This is a genomic window from Stenotrophomonas sp. S39, from assembly GCF_016624665.1.
In the GTDB taxonomy this organism is placed as follows: Bacteria; Pseudomonadota; Gammaproteobacteria; order Xanthomonadales; family Xanthomonadaceae; genus Stenotrophomonas.
This window is the reverse complement of the sequence record NZ_JACVTT010000039.1, coordinates 25,588-40,830: the sequence shown is the minus strand read 5'-3', so window position 1 is coordinate 40,830 and position 15,243 is coordinate 25,588. Positions and strand designations below refer to the sequence as shown.

Below are 15,243 nucleotides of genomic sequence, written 5' to 3'. Positions count from 1 at the left end.
TGGGGCGCTCCCCCCCCAAATTGGCCCCCGCTCGGGGGCGCCGCCCGAGCATGGGCTCGGGCGCTACCACCGGATCACGGCCGCCAATTGGCGTTGTTCTCCCAGAACTGCACCGCGCGCTGGTAGGCCTCGCGGTCTAGTGGCACGCCGGAACCGCCCTCCTCCACACCCAGTGCATTGCGCATCATGGTGATCGGCGCCATCGGAACCTCTTCCGGTTCGGCGGTATAGATGCAGCCGACGATGCCCCAGTCCGCGTCGACCGGCGAGCCTTCCTTCGCCAGCTGTTCGGCGCTGTACAGGATCACCACCAGGTAATTCGCGCGCGGCGATTCCACGCCCTCGAACCAGCGCACCAGCACCGGCAGTTCCTCGCGGTTGCGCGCCTCGTAGCCGCTGCGCAGCAGGTGGCGGTTGGCCTCGGTGACCGGCACGGTCAGGCAGCGCGTGCTGGTCCAGTTCTCGTACACGAACAGCTTGCAGAACGGCGCATAGCCGTCGAGCACCTTCAGCGGCGCATGCGCGTTGAGGTGCGCCTGGAACTGCTCGGCGCTGATGTCCTGGATGGTGTTGGCGCGCGGCACGCGCGGGAACAGGCGGGGACGGGCGAATTCAGTGAGGACGATGGACATGGCGTGCACGGGCGGGAACAGGTCATCAGGGTAACGGTCGATACGCTTGAAGTCTGCTTCACATTTGACGGCCACAGTGCGCATACACCTCCCGGAGAGTCCTGCATGAACCGCTTCCACCGCCCCCTGCTGTCCGGCCTGTTGGCCCTCCTTCTCCCCGCTGCCTTGTCCATCCCTTCCGCATCTGCCGCATCACCGCGGGTGCTGCTCGTGGTCAGCAGCGAAGGCCGGGACCAGGGCAAGACCCGTCCTGGTTTCGAGATGGACGAATTCGCGCAGGCCTGGCTCATCCTCAAGCAGAACGGCTTCGACATCGATGTGGCAAGTCCGCGAGGTGGCGCCGTCGAGGCTGACAAATACAACCCCTCCGAGGCTTTCAATGCCGCCGTCCTTGCCGATCCGCAGGCCATGGGCAAGTTGGCCGCGACCGTGCCCACCGCACAACTGCGTGCCAGCGACTACCAGGGCGTCCTGGTGATCGGCGGCAAGGGCGCCATGTTCGATCTTCCCGTCGATACGGCCCTGCACGCCACGATTGCCGGAATCTGGCAGCAGGGCGGGCTGGTCGCGGCGGTGTGCCATGGCCCGGCGGCGCTGGCAGGTGTTCGCCTTCCCGATGGCCGGGCAATGGTGGATGGCCGCGCCATGACCGGTTTCACAGAAGAGGAAGAAGCGCTGTTTGGCAAACGCTGGGCGAAGGAATTCGCGTTCCAGCTTGAACCGCGCATGCGCGAGCTGGGGGCACGCTGGCAGGAGGCACCGTTGATGATGCCGAAAGTCGTGGTCGATGGACGCCTGCTGACGGGTCAGAACCCGTTCTCGACCGCCGCACTGGCCGAAGCCTTCGTGCGTGCCAGCGGACGCGTGCCACTAGCCCGCCAGGCATGGCGCGACGAGCGCAGCATGGCGCTGGTGGAGCAGCATCTGCAGCAGCGCGATGGGCAAGCGGCGCGGGAACTGGCGCAGCGCCCCTCCGACCACCACGTCGAGTTGATCGGCATGCTGGGCTTCTACCAGCTGAAGGGCGCCAAGGATGCCAGCGCCATCACCGACGCGCTGTCCATCATGCAATTGGCCAGCCCGCATATGGACGAACCGAGGTTGCAGGTCGCGATCGCAGAAGCCCACTGGCGTCTGGGCCGGACCGAACTGGCCCGTTCGCAGGTACTGGCTGTGCTGGAAAAGCAGCCCGGACTGGACGAAGCTAGCGCTCTCCTGGCCCGCATGCAGCCCTGACCATGGACGCCGAGCGCCTGCGCCTGCTGTTGATTGAAGACAACCTGCCGTTGGCCTCGGCCATCATCGACATGCTGCAGGCGCATGGGCATCTGGTCGATTTCGCCGCTGACGGACACCTCGGGCTGCAGTTGGCACTGGCATCACCGCCGGATGTACTGCTGCTCGATATCGGGTTGCCCGGCATCGATGGCACGACCGTCTGCCATCGATTGCGCGAACGCAGCGATCGGCACGTCCCGGTGCTGATGCTGACCGCACGAGATGCGATCGGCGACAAGCTGCAGGGCTTCGCTGCGGGCGCAGATGACTATCTGGTCAAGCCCTTCGACGACGCCGAACTGCTCGCCCGCTGTCTCGCCCTCGCCCGCCGCCATCGCGTAGGTCAACCGAATCTTCTGCAGGTTGGACCGTTGAGCATCGACCGCCGCAGCGGCCGGGCCTGGCGTGCCGGAACGCTGCTGGAACTGGCACAGGTTCCGCAGAGCATCCTGCTCATACTGGCCGAGGCCTGGCCGCGAACGGTCACGCGCAGCGAGCTCGTTCAACGCCTGTGGGGTGATGAGGCGCCGCCTTCCGATCCGCTGCGATCGCACCTGTATCTGCTGCGGCAGGCACTGGACAGGCCGTTCGAAGGCGAGATGCTGCGCACCGTCCACGGTGTCGGATTCCGTCTGGAAGCCTCGCCATGAAGCCGCGGCCAACCCAGCGCCTGCGCCGTCGACTGGTGATCACATTCACCGCCTTCGCGCTGTTCACCGCGATGGTGTTCGGCACCTATTCGATGGTGTTCATGTACGTGGTGGAAGACAGCATCTTCAACGCCCAGCTGGAGCGTGAAGCGCGGGCCCAGCTTGCCCGCCACGCGCACGAAGGGGACTGGGGGACGCCTGCCGACGCCGCCATCCAGCTGCATGACTCACCCTCGACCTTCCCCGACGATCTACGCAGCGAGTTCGCGAAGGAACCCTGGCGCTCGGAGTTCGCAGGCGTCGATGGGCGGCACTACCATCTCAAGCGGATCGATCCTCCGGCCGGCGCCCCGCCTGCGTGGCTCGTGTCGGAAGTCAGCGCGCAACTGGTGGTCCGACCGATCCGCGACCGGGTTGTCATGCTGCTGGCCGGCACGGCACTGCTGGTCTTGATCGCGGCGATTGCTCTTGGCATGTGGCTCGCCCATCGCAGCACGCGCTCGCTCTACGTGCTGGTCGAAGAGGTTGAAGCGCTGCAGCCGGAACCTGGCCACGGCATGCGCCTGGCAGCACGTTTCGACGATGACGAGATTGGCGTACTCGCGCGCGCGCTCGATGGGTTGTCCGCACGCGTCGCTGCCTTCCTTGCCCGCGAACAGGCGTTCACGCGCGATGCCAGCCATGAGCTGCGCACCCCTCTGAGCGTCATCTCCAGTGCGGCAGGCCAACTATCCAGCGAGCCAGCATTGTCCGAGCGTGGCTGCCAGCATGTGCAGCACATCCGCCTTTCGGCACTGCAGTTGCAGCAGGCCATCGCAGCGCTGCTGGCGCTGGCACGCGAAGAAACCGCCAGCCACGGTGCGCCGCCGGTCAAGCTGGTACCGCTGCTGGAACGGGTGATCATCGAGCAGTCTCCGTTGCTGGCCGCGCGGCCTGTCGAAGTGCGGCTGACCGTGCCCAACGAGGCCGCGCTGCGTGCGCCCGAGGCGGCCCTGCGCGTCGTCCTGGCCAATCTGGTCGGCAATGCGTTCGCGCATACCGCGCAGGGAGAGGTCCTGATTGCATGGCAGGACGATCACCTGCTGGTGCGCAACACAGCGGGTACATCGCCCTTTCTGGGCAACTGGCCCGAACCGCGGCCCTTCGACAAGCGAGATGGCAGTGAGGGCAACGGTCTGGGCCTGGACATCATGCGGCGACTCTGCAGCCATTACGGGCTCGAGCTGGTCATCCAGCATGGCGGCGATGGGGTCATGGCCCGTTTGAGGGGTCAGCCCGCCGAGCTGTAGCAGCAGCTACAGCGCCATCCGCTCGCGCAGCTCACGCGCCTGCCGCCGCGACACCTCCACCTCGCTGCCATCATCCAGCGCCAGGTCGTAGCCATCGCCCACGCTGGGGCTGACCGCGCGGATCCGCCGCAGGTTCACCAGCGTGTTGCGGTTGGCACGGAAGAACAGCTCCACCGGCAGGCGTGCTTCCAGCGCGCTCAGGCTGCGTGCCAGCAGCGCGTTCTGGTCGCGGAACCACAGGCGGGTGTAGTTGCCATCCACCACCAGCCGGCGGATCTCGCCCACGGCCACGAACCAGCACCGCTCGCCATCACGCACGAACACCTGGTCCTGCGCGCTCAAGCTGCCAGCGGCGGCCACCGGCGGCGCGGCAGGCACATCTTGCTGGCGCGCGCGTTCCAGCGCTTCATGCAGGCGCGGCGCTTCCACCGGCTTGACCAGGTAATCCAGCGCATTGGTCTGGAACGCGCGCACCGCATACGCATCGTAGGCGGTGACGAACACCACGGCCGGCGCCTGTTCCAGGCCATCAAGCACATCGAAGCCGGTGCCGGAGGGCATCTGCACGTCCAGCAGCACGAGGTCGGGTTTCAACCGTGCGATCGCCTCGCGCGCGGCCGGCACGTCATCGGCCTCGCCCACGCACTGCACCCACGGCAGCGCCGCCAGCAGCGTGCGCAGTTCCTGCCGCGCCAGGCGCGCGTCATCGACGATCAGGACATTCAGGGTCGTGCGCATTGCGGGATCTCCAGGACGGCCTGCATGCGGCCGTCCGCCGGTTGCAGGTGGAAGCGGCCACCGCGGCCCAGCTGCGAACGCAGGTAGGCCAGGCCGACGCCGTGCCCGGCGGTGGCGGTGGCGGTGGCATTGCCTGCGGCGGCCACACCCAGCGGATTGTCGACCTGCAGCCGCAACAGGCCATCGCTGCACTGCGCGCTTATACGCACTTCGCCGCCGCCAGGACACACGGCGATGCCGTGCTTGATCGCATTTTCCACCAGCAGCTGCAGCGCCATCACCGGCAGGCGCGCCTGTGCGGCTTCGCCACTCACCTCGAAGTGCACCTGCAGGCGCTGTTCGTAGTGCACGGCTTCAACAGCCAGATAGTCCTGCACCACGGCCAGTTCGTCGGCCAGCACGGCCTCCTCGCTGCGCGCGTGCTCCAGCGCATGGCGCAGCGTGCGCGACAGATCGGTGACCATCTGCCGTGCGCGCTCGGGATCTTCGAGGATCAGCGCGCGCAGGTTGTTCAACGCGTTGAACATGAAGTGCGGGTTCAAGCGCGCGCGCAGCGCATCGCGCTCCAACGCACTGCGTTCGGCTTCGGCACGCAGGCGCGCCAGTTCGGCCTGGCGCGCACTGCGCACGCCGTGCAGGCCGGCCCACAACGCGGTCCACAGCCCCAGCATCAGCACGGTGTTGAGCCAGTAGAGCAGGCGTGCGACCGGGCGGAAATCACCCGATCGGCCAGCAAAATCCACCCAGCCCAGTGCCAGCGCCGGCTGCAGCACCGCCGTCAGCAGCAGTTGCGCCAGTGCTGCACCCAGCAGCACCGCCAGCGCCAGCCGCAGCACCAGCGCGCCCAGGTCCAGCCGCCACCAGTGGCGCCGCAATGCCAGCGCGCGCACGCTGCCGCTGATGGCATACAGCAGCACGCCCAGGCCGACGCTGATGAGCGTGCTCCCACTGCTGCTGCCGCCGCCAAACGCGCCGGTCATGGCCAGGCTGACCACGCAGAACAGCGCCCAACCGAGGGTGTTGATCAACCAGAAACGCAGCGTGGAGGTCGATTCGGGCATGGCAATGGCCGGCGGGGACGGAAGGATCAGCGGTGGCTGTCGAGGAACGCCTGCACCTGCCCACGCAGCCATTGCGGATCATCCCACATCAGGAAGTGGTGGCCGGTCGCGCTCAGTACGATGCGCACGCCGGGCAGCGCGGCGTACTGCGACTGGAAGATCGCACGCGCCGAGGCTTCGGTCGCGCCCATTGCCTGGTAGGACGCCCAGGCGCCAAGGACCAGCGTGGGCGAACGGATGCCGGCCACTTCGCTGCGCAGGTCGGTCACCAGCAGCGAGTACATCGCATCGGCGGTGGTGGCGCGATCGCTGTCATGGCCCCAGCGCTTCAGCTCGGGCAGGCGCGCGGTGCTGTTGGTCAACGGGGCCAGCGCCGCTTCGGCCTGCGCCTGGTAGCTGGCCGGGTCCGCGGCCAGCATCGCCGTGCGCATCTGTTCGGCCATCGGCTGCACGCTCTGCGCGGTCGCCTGCGGGTTCTGCATGCCCGCGTAGAACGGCAGGGAATCGACGATGACCAGCGGCCCGAGCGCATCCGGCGCCTTCACCGCCATCTGCAGGGTCAGCACGCCACCCAGGCTGTGGCCGATCACCGCCGGATGGCCCAGCTTCTGGTCATGCACATAGGCCAGCAGCTGGTCGCGCATGGCCGACAGGAAATCGGCCGGTCGCGGGTCGGCGGCGCGGGCGCCGGCAAAGCCCGGCAGCTGCACCAGGTGGCACTGCACGTCCTTCAGCGCCCGACAGGTCTCGTGCCAGACCTCGGCGCTGCTGTTCAGGCCGGGGATCATCAGCAGCGGGCGGCCATGCCCGACCACTTCCACCTGCACCTTGCCGGTGCCAGCCGGGGCCGCCGCGGAGGCATGGGCAGCGCCCGAGCCGAGCACGGCCATCGCCATGCCCAGCATCGCCAGCCGGGCCAGGGCCTTCATCGCGTAGTACATCGCCAGCATCATCTTCATCGCGTACTCCTTGCAGGGACGGGTGCGTGGGGGGATGCGGCCAGCCTGGCCGCCGTGGCTGCCGGCGTGTTGCAGTAGCGGAGCAACGGCCGTGCGCCCGGGTGAACGGTCGCCCGGGGCGGACCGGTTCTTCACGTCGCGCAGCTTCACATCCATCTTGATGGAGAGATATACTCAACCGCACCCACCGCCACCGCCCGTGCCATGAGCGCCATCAGCTTCGAGTTCTACCCGCCCAAGACCGATGAGCAGCGTGGCCAGCTGGACCGAACCGCCGCCCGCCTGAAGGCGTATGCCCCCGAGTACGTGTCCTGCACCTTCGGTGCCGGCGGCTCCACCCTCAGCTACACCTCCGAGACGGTGCGCCATCTCAACCAGCACCACGGCCTGGACGCTGCGCCGCACCTGTCCTGCGTCGGCGGCACCCGCCAGGAGATCCGCGAGCTGCTCAAGCTGTACCGCGCCATCGGCTGCCGGCGCCTGGTCGCGCTGCGCGGTGACCTGCCCTCGGGCATGGGCTTCCCCGGCGACATGCGCTATGCGTCCGAACTGATCGCCTTCATCCGCGCCGAACACGGCGATGCCTTCCGCATCGAAGTGGGCGCTTACCCGGAAACCCATCCGCAGGCACCGGACGCACTGACCGACCTGAAGCACTTCAAGGCCAAGGTCGATGCCGGCGCCGATGCGGCCATCACCCAGTACTTCTACAACGCCGACGCGTACTTCCACTTCGTCGATGAAGTGCAGCGGCTGGGCGTGCAGGTGCCGATCACCCCGGGCATCATGCCGATCGCCAACTTCAGCCAGCTGCGGCGGTTCTCCGAACAGTGCGGCGCCGAGATCCCGCGCTGGATCAGCCGCAAGATGCTGGCCTATGGCGACGACAGTGAGTCGGTGCGTGCGTTCGGTGCCGAAGTCGTGGCCAAGTTGTGCCAGCGGCTGGTCGAAGGCGGCGCACCCGGCCTGCACTTCTACACGCTGAACCTGGCCAAGCCGACGGTGTCGGTGCTGAAGCTGCTGAACGGCTGAAAGCGCACTGTGTTGTCGCGTTCAACGCTACCCTGTGGCGATGAAAGCCGTCCTGTCCCTGCTGCTGGTGCTGTTGTCCGCTGCCAGCATCGACGCCCACGCCCAATCCACGCGCTTGAACCGCTGCACCGATGCGCAGGGCCAGAGCGTCTATACCGACCGTCCCTGTGACAGCGTGGGCGCGCAGTCGCGGCGCCCGCCGCCGCCACCGGCCGGCAGTACCCTGCAGCGCGACAGCCTGGGCGCCAGCTGCCCTCGCCGCCTGAGCGAACTGGTGCAGGCCCTGCACGACGCGGTGAACACCCAGGACGTCAACCGGCTGTCCACGCTGTACCTGTGGAGCGCGGTGTCCGATGCCGGTGCGCAGCGCATCCTCGGCCAGCTGGAATCGGTGGTGCGGCGGCCGCTGGTGGACGTGGTGCCGGTGTATCCGCAGCAGGTTGATGAGGTGCAACCGGATGAGGGTCAGAGCCCTGCTGCGCAGGGATCCGACCCGGAGCCGACGGCGCCACGGCATCCCATCGGCCTGCGCCTGGAACAGACGCTGCCGGGCAGTGCGGCGCGCGCGGCGACGGTGCTGGGGCTGCGGCGGCAGTACGGGTGTTTCTGGATCACGTTGTAGGGCCGCATCCACGCATGGCGTGGATCTACTGACGGCGGGCGAGACCGACCCTATCCACGCATGGCGTGGATCTACCGGCGTCCTGCGGCGGGGTAGCGCCGGGCCATGCCCGGCGAAGGGCCAGAAGCCCCGCGCTACCCGCCCGGCCACAGCCCGCGGATCGCGGCGATGCCCTGCCCGCCGTGGCGACGGGCCTGGCTGACCTGGCCTGCATCCAGCCCGCCCAGCGCGTAGATCGGCAGCGACACCTGCGCCCGCAACGCGGCGAACGCCTCCCAGCCCAGCGGGGTGGCTCCGGGGTGGCTGGCCGTGGCCTGCACCGGGCCGAGCACCGCGAAATCGCAGCCCAGCCGCTGCGCTGCCTGCAGCTGCGCCAGGTCATGGCAGGAGGCAGCCACCAGCTGGCCCTCCGGCAGCGGTCGTTCCTGCAGGGCCAGCAGCTGTTCGCTGCCCAGGTGCACGCCGATGCCCAGCGCGCGGGCCAGTTCGATATCGCGGTTGAGCAGCCATTGCACGCCCTGCCGGTGCGCCTGCAGGGCCTGCTCGATCAGCACCTGCCGCTGCGGGTGCGCGGCCGGCAGGCGCAGCTGGATGCGCTGCTGGCCCGTGGCCACCGCCTGCTGCAGCTGGTCCTGCCAGCGCTGCACGCCGGCCTCGCCCTCTTCCGGCGCCGGGGTGATCAGGTAGCGGTCGGGCTGGCGCAGCGCGGCTACCACCGGCAGGTCGGCCGGCGGCATCGAATAGCGGCCCAGCTTGTCCGGCGCCACCCAGGTGATGGCCTGGCCCTCGCGCCCGCGCGGGGTGCCCTTCCAGCTGCGGATGTGCCGCACCTCCAGGGTCAGGTGCTTGTCCGGGTAGTGCTGCGGCACGTCCATTATCCACTCGCCGATCTCGGCCTCGATGCCGAGCTCTTCGCGCAGCTCACGCACCAGTGCCTGTTCGGAACTCTCGCCGGCCTCGCGCTTGCCGCCGGGGAATTCCCACAGGCCGGCCATGTCGCGGTTCTCGGTACGGCGGTTGAGCAGCACGCGGCCACGGACGTCGGTGATGACGCCGGCCACGACATGGATCGATCGTTTCGGGGAAGGCATGGGGACAGGATGCCGAATCGGCAGGGCGCCGCGCAATGCCGGCCGCCGGCCCGGCGCGGCCATCGCCCCGGCCACAACGAAGAAGCCCCGCTTTCGCGGGGCTTCCTGGGTCAGCTCAGCTGGCCGTGGCAGTGCTTGTACTTCTTGCCACTGCCGCAGGGGCACGGATCGTTGCGGCCGATCTTCGGCTCGTCACGCTGCAGCGGGCTCCCGCCCTGCTGGGCGGCTTCCACCTGTGCCGCTTCTTCGTCGGCGCTGTAGCTGCCGGCGTCCTGGTGCTGGAACTGCGACTGGCTCAGGCGGGCTTCCACCTGCTGCCGCTCGGCGGCTTCCAGCGCCTGCACTTCCTCGTCGCTGCGGATGCGCACGCGTGCCAGCAGGGTCACCACTTCGCGCTTGACGTTCTCCAGCATGTCCGAGAACAGCTCGAAGGCTTCCTTCTTGTACTCCTGCTTGGGCTGCTTCTGCGCGTAACCACGCAGGTAGATGCCCTGGCGCAGGTAGTCCATGCGGGCCAGGTGTTCCTTCCAGCTCTGGTCGAGCACGGTCAGCATGACGTGCTTTTCCAGCGCGCGCATGGTTTCCTCGCCCACGCCGGCTTCCTTCTCGGCGAAGTGCTGGTTGACGCGCTCCAGCACCTTCGCAGCGATGCCTTCGGCGTCCAGTTCCTCGTGCGACTTGACCATGTCCACCAGCGACATCTGCAGGCCGAAGTCCGACTCCAGGGTCGCTTCCAGGCCACGCAGGTCCCACTGCTCGTCCACCGAGTTCGGCGGCACGAAGCGGGCGACCACGTCGAAGATCACGTCGTCGCGGATGCCGTCGACGTTGTCCTTCACCGATTCGGCGTCCAGCAGCTCGTCGCGCTGGGCGTAGATCACCTTGCGCTGGTCGTTGTTGACGTCGTCGAAGTCCAGCAGGTTCTTGCGGATGTCGAAGTTGTGGGCCTCGACCTTGCGCTGCGCCTTTTCGATCTGGCGGCTGACCAGGCGGTCCTCGATGACGTCGTCTTCCTTCATGCCCATCATGCGCATGGCCTTCTGCACCCAGTCGGAGGCGAAGATGCGCATCAGGTTGTCTTCCAGCGACAGGTAGAAGCGGGACGAACCCGGGTCACCCTGGCGGCCGGAACGGCCACGCAGCTGGTTGTCGATACGGCGCGATTCGTGGCGCTCGGTGCCCACGATGTGCAGGCCGCCGGCGGCCTTCACCGCGTCATGGCGCTTCTGCCATTCGGCCTTGACCGCCGCCTTCTGCTCGTCGGTCGCGCCCTCGCCCAGCTCGTGGATTTCCGCTTCCAGCGAACCGCCCAGCACGATGTCGGTACCGCGGCCGGCCATGTTGGTGGCGATGGTCACGGCGGCCGGGCGACCGGCGTTGGCAACGATGGTCGCTTCGCGGTCATGCTGCTTGGCGTTGAGCACTTCGTGCTTCACGCCGGCCTTGCTCAGGTGCTCGGACAGCATTTCCGAGGTTTCGATCGAGGTGGTACCCACCAGCACCGGCTGGCCGCGCTTGGCGCACTCTTCGATGTCGGCCAGCACCGCATTGAACTTGCCCTTGCGGTTGAGGAACACCTGGTCCGGGCTGTCCTTGCGGATGGTCGGGCGGTTGGTCGGGATGACCACCACTTCCAGGCCGTAGATGCTCTGGAATTCGAACGCTTCGGTATCGGCCGTACCGGTCATGCCGGACAGCTTCTTGTACATGCGGAACAGGTTCTGGAAGGTGATGCTCGCCAGCGTCTGGTTCTCGCGCTGGACCGGCACGCCTTCCTTCGCTTCCACCGCCTGGTGCAGGCCGTCGGACCAGCGGCGGCCGGCCAGGGTACGGCCGGTGAATTCGTCGACGATGACCACTTCGCCGTCGCGCACGATGTAATCCACGTCACGCTGGTAGATGGCGTGCGCGCGCAGGGCGGCGTTGAGGTGGTGGACCACGGTCAGGTTCTGCGGCGCGTACAGGCCTTCGGTTTCGCCGTCGAGGATGCCGGCTTCCACCAGCAGCTGCTCGGCGTGCTCCATGCCCGCTTCGGACAGGTGCACCTGCTTGCCCTTCTCGTCGACCCAGAAGTCGCCCTCGCCGTCTTCCACTTCCTGCTTGACCAGGTTCGGCACGACGCGGTTGACGCGGATGTACAGCTCCGGGGAATCATCGGCCGGGCCGGAGATGATCAGCGGGGTACGCGCTTCGTCGATCAGGATGGAGTCGACTTCGTCGACGATGGCGTAGTGAAGGCCGCGCTGGTAGCGGTCGGCCTTGGACAGCGCCATGTTGTCGCGCAGGTAGTCGAAACCGAATTCGTTGTTGGTGCCGTAGGTGATGTCCGAGGCATAGGCCTCGCGCTTGTCGCTGTGCGGCATGCCCGGGTAGACCACGCCCACGCTCAGGCCCAGCCAGTTGTACAGCTTGCCCATCTGCGCGGCATCGCGGCGGGCCAGGTAGTCGTTGACGGTGACCACGTGCACGCCCTTGCCTTCCAGCGCGTTCAGGTACACCGGCAGGGTCGCGACCAGGGTCTTGCCTTCACCGGTGCGCATTTCTGCGATCTTGCCCAGGTGAAGCACCATGCCGCCGATCAGCTGCACGTCGTAGTGGCGCATGCCCAGCACGCGGCGGCCGGCTTCGCGGCAGACCGCGAACGCTTCCGGCAGCACCTTGTCCAGGGCTTCACCCCCGGCGATGCGCTGCTTGAACTCCGGCGTCTTGGCCTGCAGCTGCTCGTCGGAAAGCTTCTCGATCTCCGGCTCCAGCGCATTGATCTTGGCGACGATGCGGTTGAGCTGGCGCAGCTGTCGTTCGTTACGACTGCCAAATACGCGGGTAAGCAGGCTGTTGATCATTGAAGGAACCGGGTTGGATGGACACAGCGGCCCGGCCTCCCCCCCGGGGATCCGATCGCCGCAAACGAAACAGGGCGCCTGGCGCCCTGTCGATGGCAACACCCATTGTAGCTTGGGACGGGCCGCTGGGGTTTCAACCCCGCAGGCGTCTGCGGAACCGGGAACGGGGTCGGATCGACCGCGCTGCGCGCTCGCGGGGCGTGGCCCCGCGCTACCACCTTGGCCCGGTAGCGCCGGGCCATGCCCGGCGTTGGGTTCAACCGCGGCTGATGCGGCCGACCGGGGTATTGCCGCCGTCGCCGAGGAACTTGCGCGGGTTGACCACGTTGCCGTTCTCCCACACCTCGAAGTGCACGTGGGCACCGGTGGAGCGGCCGGTGGAACCGGCCTTGGCCACTTCCTGGCCGGCACGGACCAGGTCACCGACCTTCACCACCAGGCGCGAATTGTGCGCGTAGCGGGTGACATAGCCGTTGCCATGGTCGACGTCGACCACGTTGCCGTAGCCGCCCTTCACGCCGGAGAAGCTGACCACGCCATCGGCCACGGACATCACCGGGTCGCCGACGCGGGCGTGGAAGTCCATGCCCTTGTGGGTGGCGGCACCGCGGCCGAACGGGTCGGCACGGGTGCCGAAGCCGGAGGTGACGTAGCTGTTGCGGATCGGCATGCGCGAGGGCACGGCGTTCTGCTGCAGCTGGTGGTCGAACATCAGCGATTCCATCACCGACAACTGGCGGCCTGAAGCAGCGAAGCGCTGCTCCAGCACCTGTAAGTCGGCGTTGACGTCCTTGACCGGGATGTCCGCGGTCGGGCCGCCGGCATCGCCGTCACCCAGGCCGGGGGTCTCGTTGAAGTCGAACTCGCCGTCTTCCAGCTTGCCCATCTGGGTCAGGCGCTCGCCGAGGGCGTTCAGGCGGGTGGCCTGTGCCTGCAGCTCGCCCAGCCGGGCGGCCAGTGCGTTGACCTGGGTCTGCGCATCGCGCTGGACCTTGGCCAGTTCAGCTTCCTGGCGGTCGACCTTGGCCTGCAGGCGCGAGTCGTTCAGCGCGCTGGCGCCAATGCCACCGGCAAGGCCGATAATGCAGCCTACCCCGAGCACGCTGCCCAGCAGGGCGCGGGGGCGGTCCTCGAAATAGAACCGCAAACGCGCGATCGGCGATTTGGCCTGCCCTTCACGCGTTTTGATTACGATCTTTTTGAATGCCATCAGTGAGTTTTCATGTCTGAGCCGAAATCCAGCGTTCGTCCCGCGACCAGGCCGAAACCGGCACTGGATGCAGTGATGGCGGACAAAAGCGGGAACCCTCTGCGTCGTGCCCTGTGGCTCGATGCGTTGGACCGTCAGTTGCGCCCCCAGTTACCGCCCGCGTTGCGCAACCGTTGCCGGCTGGCCAATGTGGACGGGGAACACCTCATTTTTCTCGTCGAATCACCGGTCTGGCATGCCAAGTTGCGGCTTGCCGAAGCCCAGTTGCTCGACGCGGCCCGGTCCATCGGGCTGAAGGCCACCAAGGTGACCATCAAGACTGCGTCTCCCACTCCCACGCGCTCCCCAGCGCACGACAACCGGAATGGCCCCCACGCAGTTTCAGCCGCCACGCACAAAGGGCTACGCGACGCCTTGGCGGCCCTGCAGGATGCCCCGGTCAAACCGAAGCAAGGGTCCTGAGGACAACGGAGCATCCTGCTCCGATCCCCGTCGCGCGTGTCACCGCAGCGTGAAACATTTTCGTGGGCCGGGTCGCATCCTAGCCGCCCCGGGTGGTCGAGTCGTTAGATTGTTGTTAAATAATCGTTATATTCAGGCTTCCAGACGGTCTGGTTCACAAAACCGTGATCCGGAGCCGACAGTCGCTTTACCCGCTGCGCCATTCAGCCAGCGGCGCCCGGAAACGACAACGCCGCCCTGGAAGGCGGCGTTTTCCTGTTTTATTTCAACAACCTGGAACGATCAGGCGTAGGCCGGAACGGCGTACACCACCGGATCTTCGGCGGTCGGCGACTCATAGGTCACCCACTCCCAGGCGGTGGCGTCGGCCATCAGCGCCCGTACCAGCTTGTTGTTGAGCGCGTGGCCGGACTTGAAGCCCTCGTAGGCACCCAGCACCTGGCCACCGGCCAGGTACAGGTCGCCGATCGCATCGAGGATCTTGTGGCGCACGAATTCGTCGGCGTAGCGCAGGCCGTCTTCGTTGAGCACGCGGAACTCGTCGAGCACGATGGCGTTGTCCATCGAACCGCCCAGGCCGAGGTTGCGCTCGCGCATGTACTCCAGGTCGCGCATGAAGCCGAAGGTGCGCGCGCGGGAGATTTCCTTGGTGTAGGCCATGGTCGAGAACTCGATTTCCTGGCGCGACTGCTTCGCCGGGATCATCGGGTGGTCGAACTGGATGGTGAAGCCCAGCTTGTACCCCTCATACGGGGTGAAGCGGGCCACCTTGTCGCCCTCGGTCACTTCCACGGTCTTCAGCACGCGGATGAAACGCTTGGGCGCGTCCTGTTCCACGATGCCTGCCGACTGCAGCAGGAACACGAACGGGCCGGACGAACCGTCCATGATCGGCAGCTCGGCCGAGGACAGTTCGACGATGATGTTGTCCACACCCAGGCCGGCCAATGCCGACATCAGGTGTTCGACGGTCTGGATCTTGGCGTCGTTGCAGGTCAGGCCGGTGCACAGGGTCACTTCGGTGACCAGTTCGGCCTTGGCCGGCACTTCCACCACCGGGTCCAGGTCCACGCGCCGGAACACGATGCCATGGTTGACCGGTGCCGGGCGCAGGGTCATGTAGACCTTGTCACCGCTGTGCAGGCCAACGCCGGTGGCGCGGATCGTGTTCTTGAGGGTGCGTTGCTGGATCATGGGGGTAGACCGGAAGTGACACGCTAGATTAACACGCACGGTCCCATACCCCGGCTGAAACGCCTTTGCAGGCTGCCGGTGGGACACGCGTCAAGCAAGGCGGCCGGGCCCATCCTGGCCCGGCGCCCGCATTATCAGGACATGGTGGCGCAACCCGGGGGGGACAAGCCCCGGGCAGCTCC

General features: G+C 67.2%; 14 protein-coding genes. 6 read left to right on the top strand and 8 right to left on the bottom strand.

Annotated elements, in window-relative coordinates:
- Positions 1-74: 74 nt before the first annotated feature.
- Positions 75-632, bottom strand: a complete 558-nt coding sequence (locus IAE41_RS11855) for a DUF3228 family protein (protein WP_200733257.1) — start codon at positions 630-632, stop codon at positions 75-77.
- 105 nt (positions 633-737) lie between these two features.
- Here IAE41_RS11855 and IAE41_RS11850 point away from each other — a divergent pair, with 105 nt between their 5' ends.
- Genes IAE41_RS11850 through IAE41_RS11840 form a run of 3 tightly spaced genes read left to right on the top strand, consistent with a single transcriptional unit; the run spans position 738 to position 3,849 of the window.
- The gene (locus tag IAE41_RS11850) at positions 738-1,868 is read left to right on the top strand and encodes a type 1 glutamine amidotransferase domain-containing protein (protein ID WP_200733256.1); all 1,131 of its coding nucleotides are present in this window, start codon (positions 738-740) and stop codon (positions 1,866-1,868) included.
- A gap of 17 nt (positions 1,869-1,885) precedes the next feature.
- Entirely contained in the window at positions 1,886-2,560 is a 675-nt protein-coding gene (locus IAE41_RS11845) for a response regulator transcription factor (protein ID WP_200733259.1), read from the top strand.
- On the top strand, positions 2,557-3,849 hold the full coding sequence (locus IAE41_RS11840) for a HAMP domain-containing sensor histidine kinase (protein WP_200733255.1): 1,293 nt from the start codon (positions 2,557-2,559) through the stop codon (positions 3,847-3,849). The genes IAE41_RS11845 and IAE41_RS11840 overlap by 4 nt, the downstream gene beginning before the upstream one ends.
- Positions 3,850-3,855: 6 nt before the next feature.
- Here IAE41_RS11840 and IAE41_RS11835 read toward each other — a convergent pair whose 3' ends face one another.
- The 3 genes from IAE41_RS11835 to IAE41_RS11825 are packed head-to-tail and all read right to left on the bottom strand — an operon-like array spanning position 3,856 to position 6,607.
- Positions 3,856-4,587 carry a LytTR family DNA-binding domain-containing protein gene (locus IAE41_RS11835; RefSeq protein ID WP_200733254.1) on the bottom strand — a complete coding sequence of 244 codons (732 nt, stop codon included), beginning with the start codon at positions 4,585-4,587 and terminating at the stop codon, positions 3,856-3,858.
- A complete protein-coding gene (locus IAE41_RS11830) occupies positions 4,572-5,648 on the bottom strand; it encodes a histidine kinase (protein WP_200733253.1) in 1,077 nt (358 codons plus the stop codon). Before IAE41_RS11830 ends, IAE41_RS11835 begins: the two co-directional genes overlap by 16 nt.
- Positions 5,649-5,674: 26 nt before the next feature.
- A complete protein-coding gene (locus tag IAE41_RS11825; RefSeq protein WP_200733252.1) occupies positions 5,675-6,607 on the bottom strand; it encodes an alpha/beta hydrolase in 933 nt (310 codons plus the stop codon).
- A gap of 204 nt (positions 6,608-6,811) precedes the next feature.
- Here IAE41_RS11825 and metF point away from each other — a divergent pair, with 204 nt between their 5' ends.
- Together metF and IAE41_RS11815 are read left to right on the top strand one after the other, a co-directional pair.
- Entirely contained in the window at positions 6,812-7,639 is an 828-nt protein-coding gene (metF, locus tag IAE41_RS11820; RefSeq protein WP_200733251.1) for a methylenetetrahydrofolate reductase [NAD(P)H], read from the top strand.
- Between the two features lie 40 nt (positions 7,640-7,679).
- On the top strand, positions 7,680-8,261 hold the full coding sequence (locus IAE41_RS11815) for a DUF4124 domain-containing protein (protein WP_200733250.1): 582 nt from the start codon (positions 7,680-7,682) through the stop codon (positions 8,259-8,261).
- Between the two features lie 134 nt (positions 8,262-8,395).
- Here IAE41_RS11815 and IAE41_RS11810 read toward each other — a convergent pair whose 3' ends face one another.
- The 3 genes from IAE41_RS11810 to IAE41_RS11800 form a co-directional block, all read right to left on the bottom strand.
- Positions 8,396-9,352 (bottom strand): Nudix family hydrolase, encoded by a 957-nt coding sequence (locus IAE41_RS11810; protein WP_200733249.1) that lies wholly within the window; start codon positions 9,350-9,352, stop codon positions 8,396-8,398.
- A gap of 110 nt (positions 9,353-9,462) precedes the next feature.
- Complete coding sequence (gene secA, locus IAE41_RS11805; protein WP_079220639.1) at positions 9,463-12,195, bottom strand: preprotein translocase subunit SecA; 2,733 nt, start codon at positions 12,193-12,195, stop codon at positions 9,463-9,465.
- 256 nt (positions 12,196-12,451) lie between these two features.
- Complete coding sequence (locus tag IAE41_RS11800) at positions 12,452-13,405, bottom strand: M23 family metallopeptidase (protein WP_200733248.1); 954 nt, start codon at positions 13,403-13,405, stop codon at positions 12,452-12,454.
- 12 nt (positions 13,406-13,417) lie between these two features.
- On the opposite strand from IAE41_RS11800, the gene IAE41_RS11795 reads away from it, so the two are divergent.
- Entirely contained in the window at positions 13,418-13,867 is a 450-nt protein-coding gene (locus IAE41_RS11795) for a DUF721 domain-containing protein (RefSeq protein WP_079220637.1), read from the top strand.
- Between the two features lie 282 nt (positions 13,868-14,149).
- Here the strand turns inward: IAE41_RS11795 and lpxC are convergent, their stop codons facing one another.
- Positions 14,150-15,061: a UDP-3-O-acyl-N-acetylglucosamine deacetylase gene (gene lpxC / locus IAE41_RS11790; RefSeq protein ID WP_079220636.1), complete on the bottom strand. Its 912-nt coding sequence runs from the start codon at positions 15,059-15,061 to the stop codon at positions 14,150-14,152.
- Positions 15,062-15,243 lie beyond the last annotated feature (182 nt).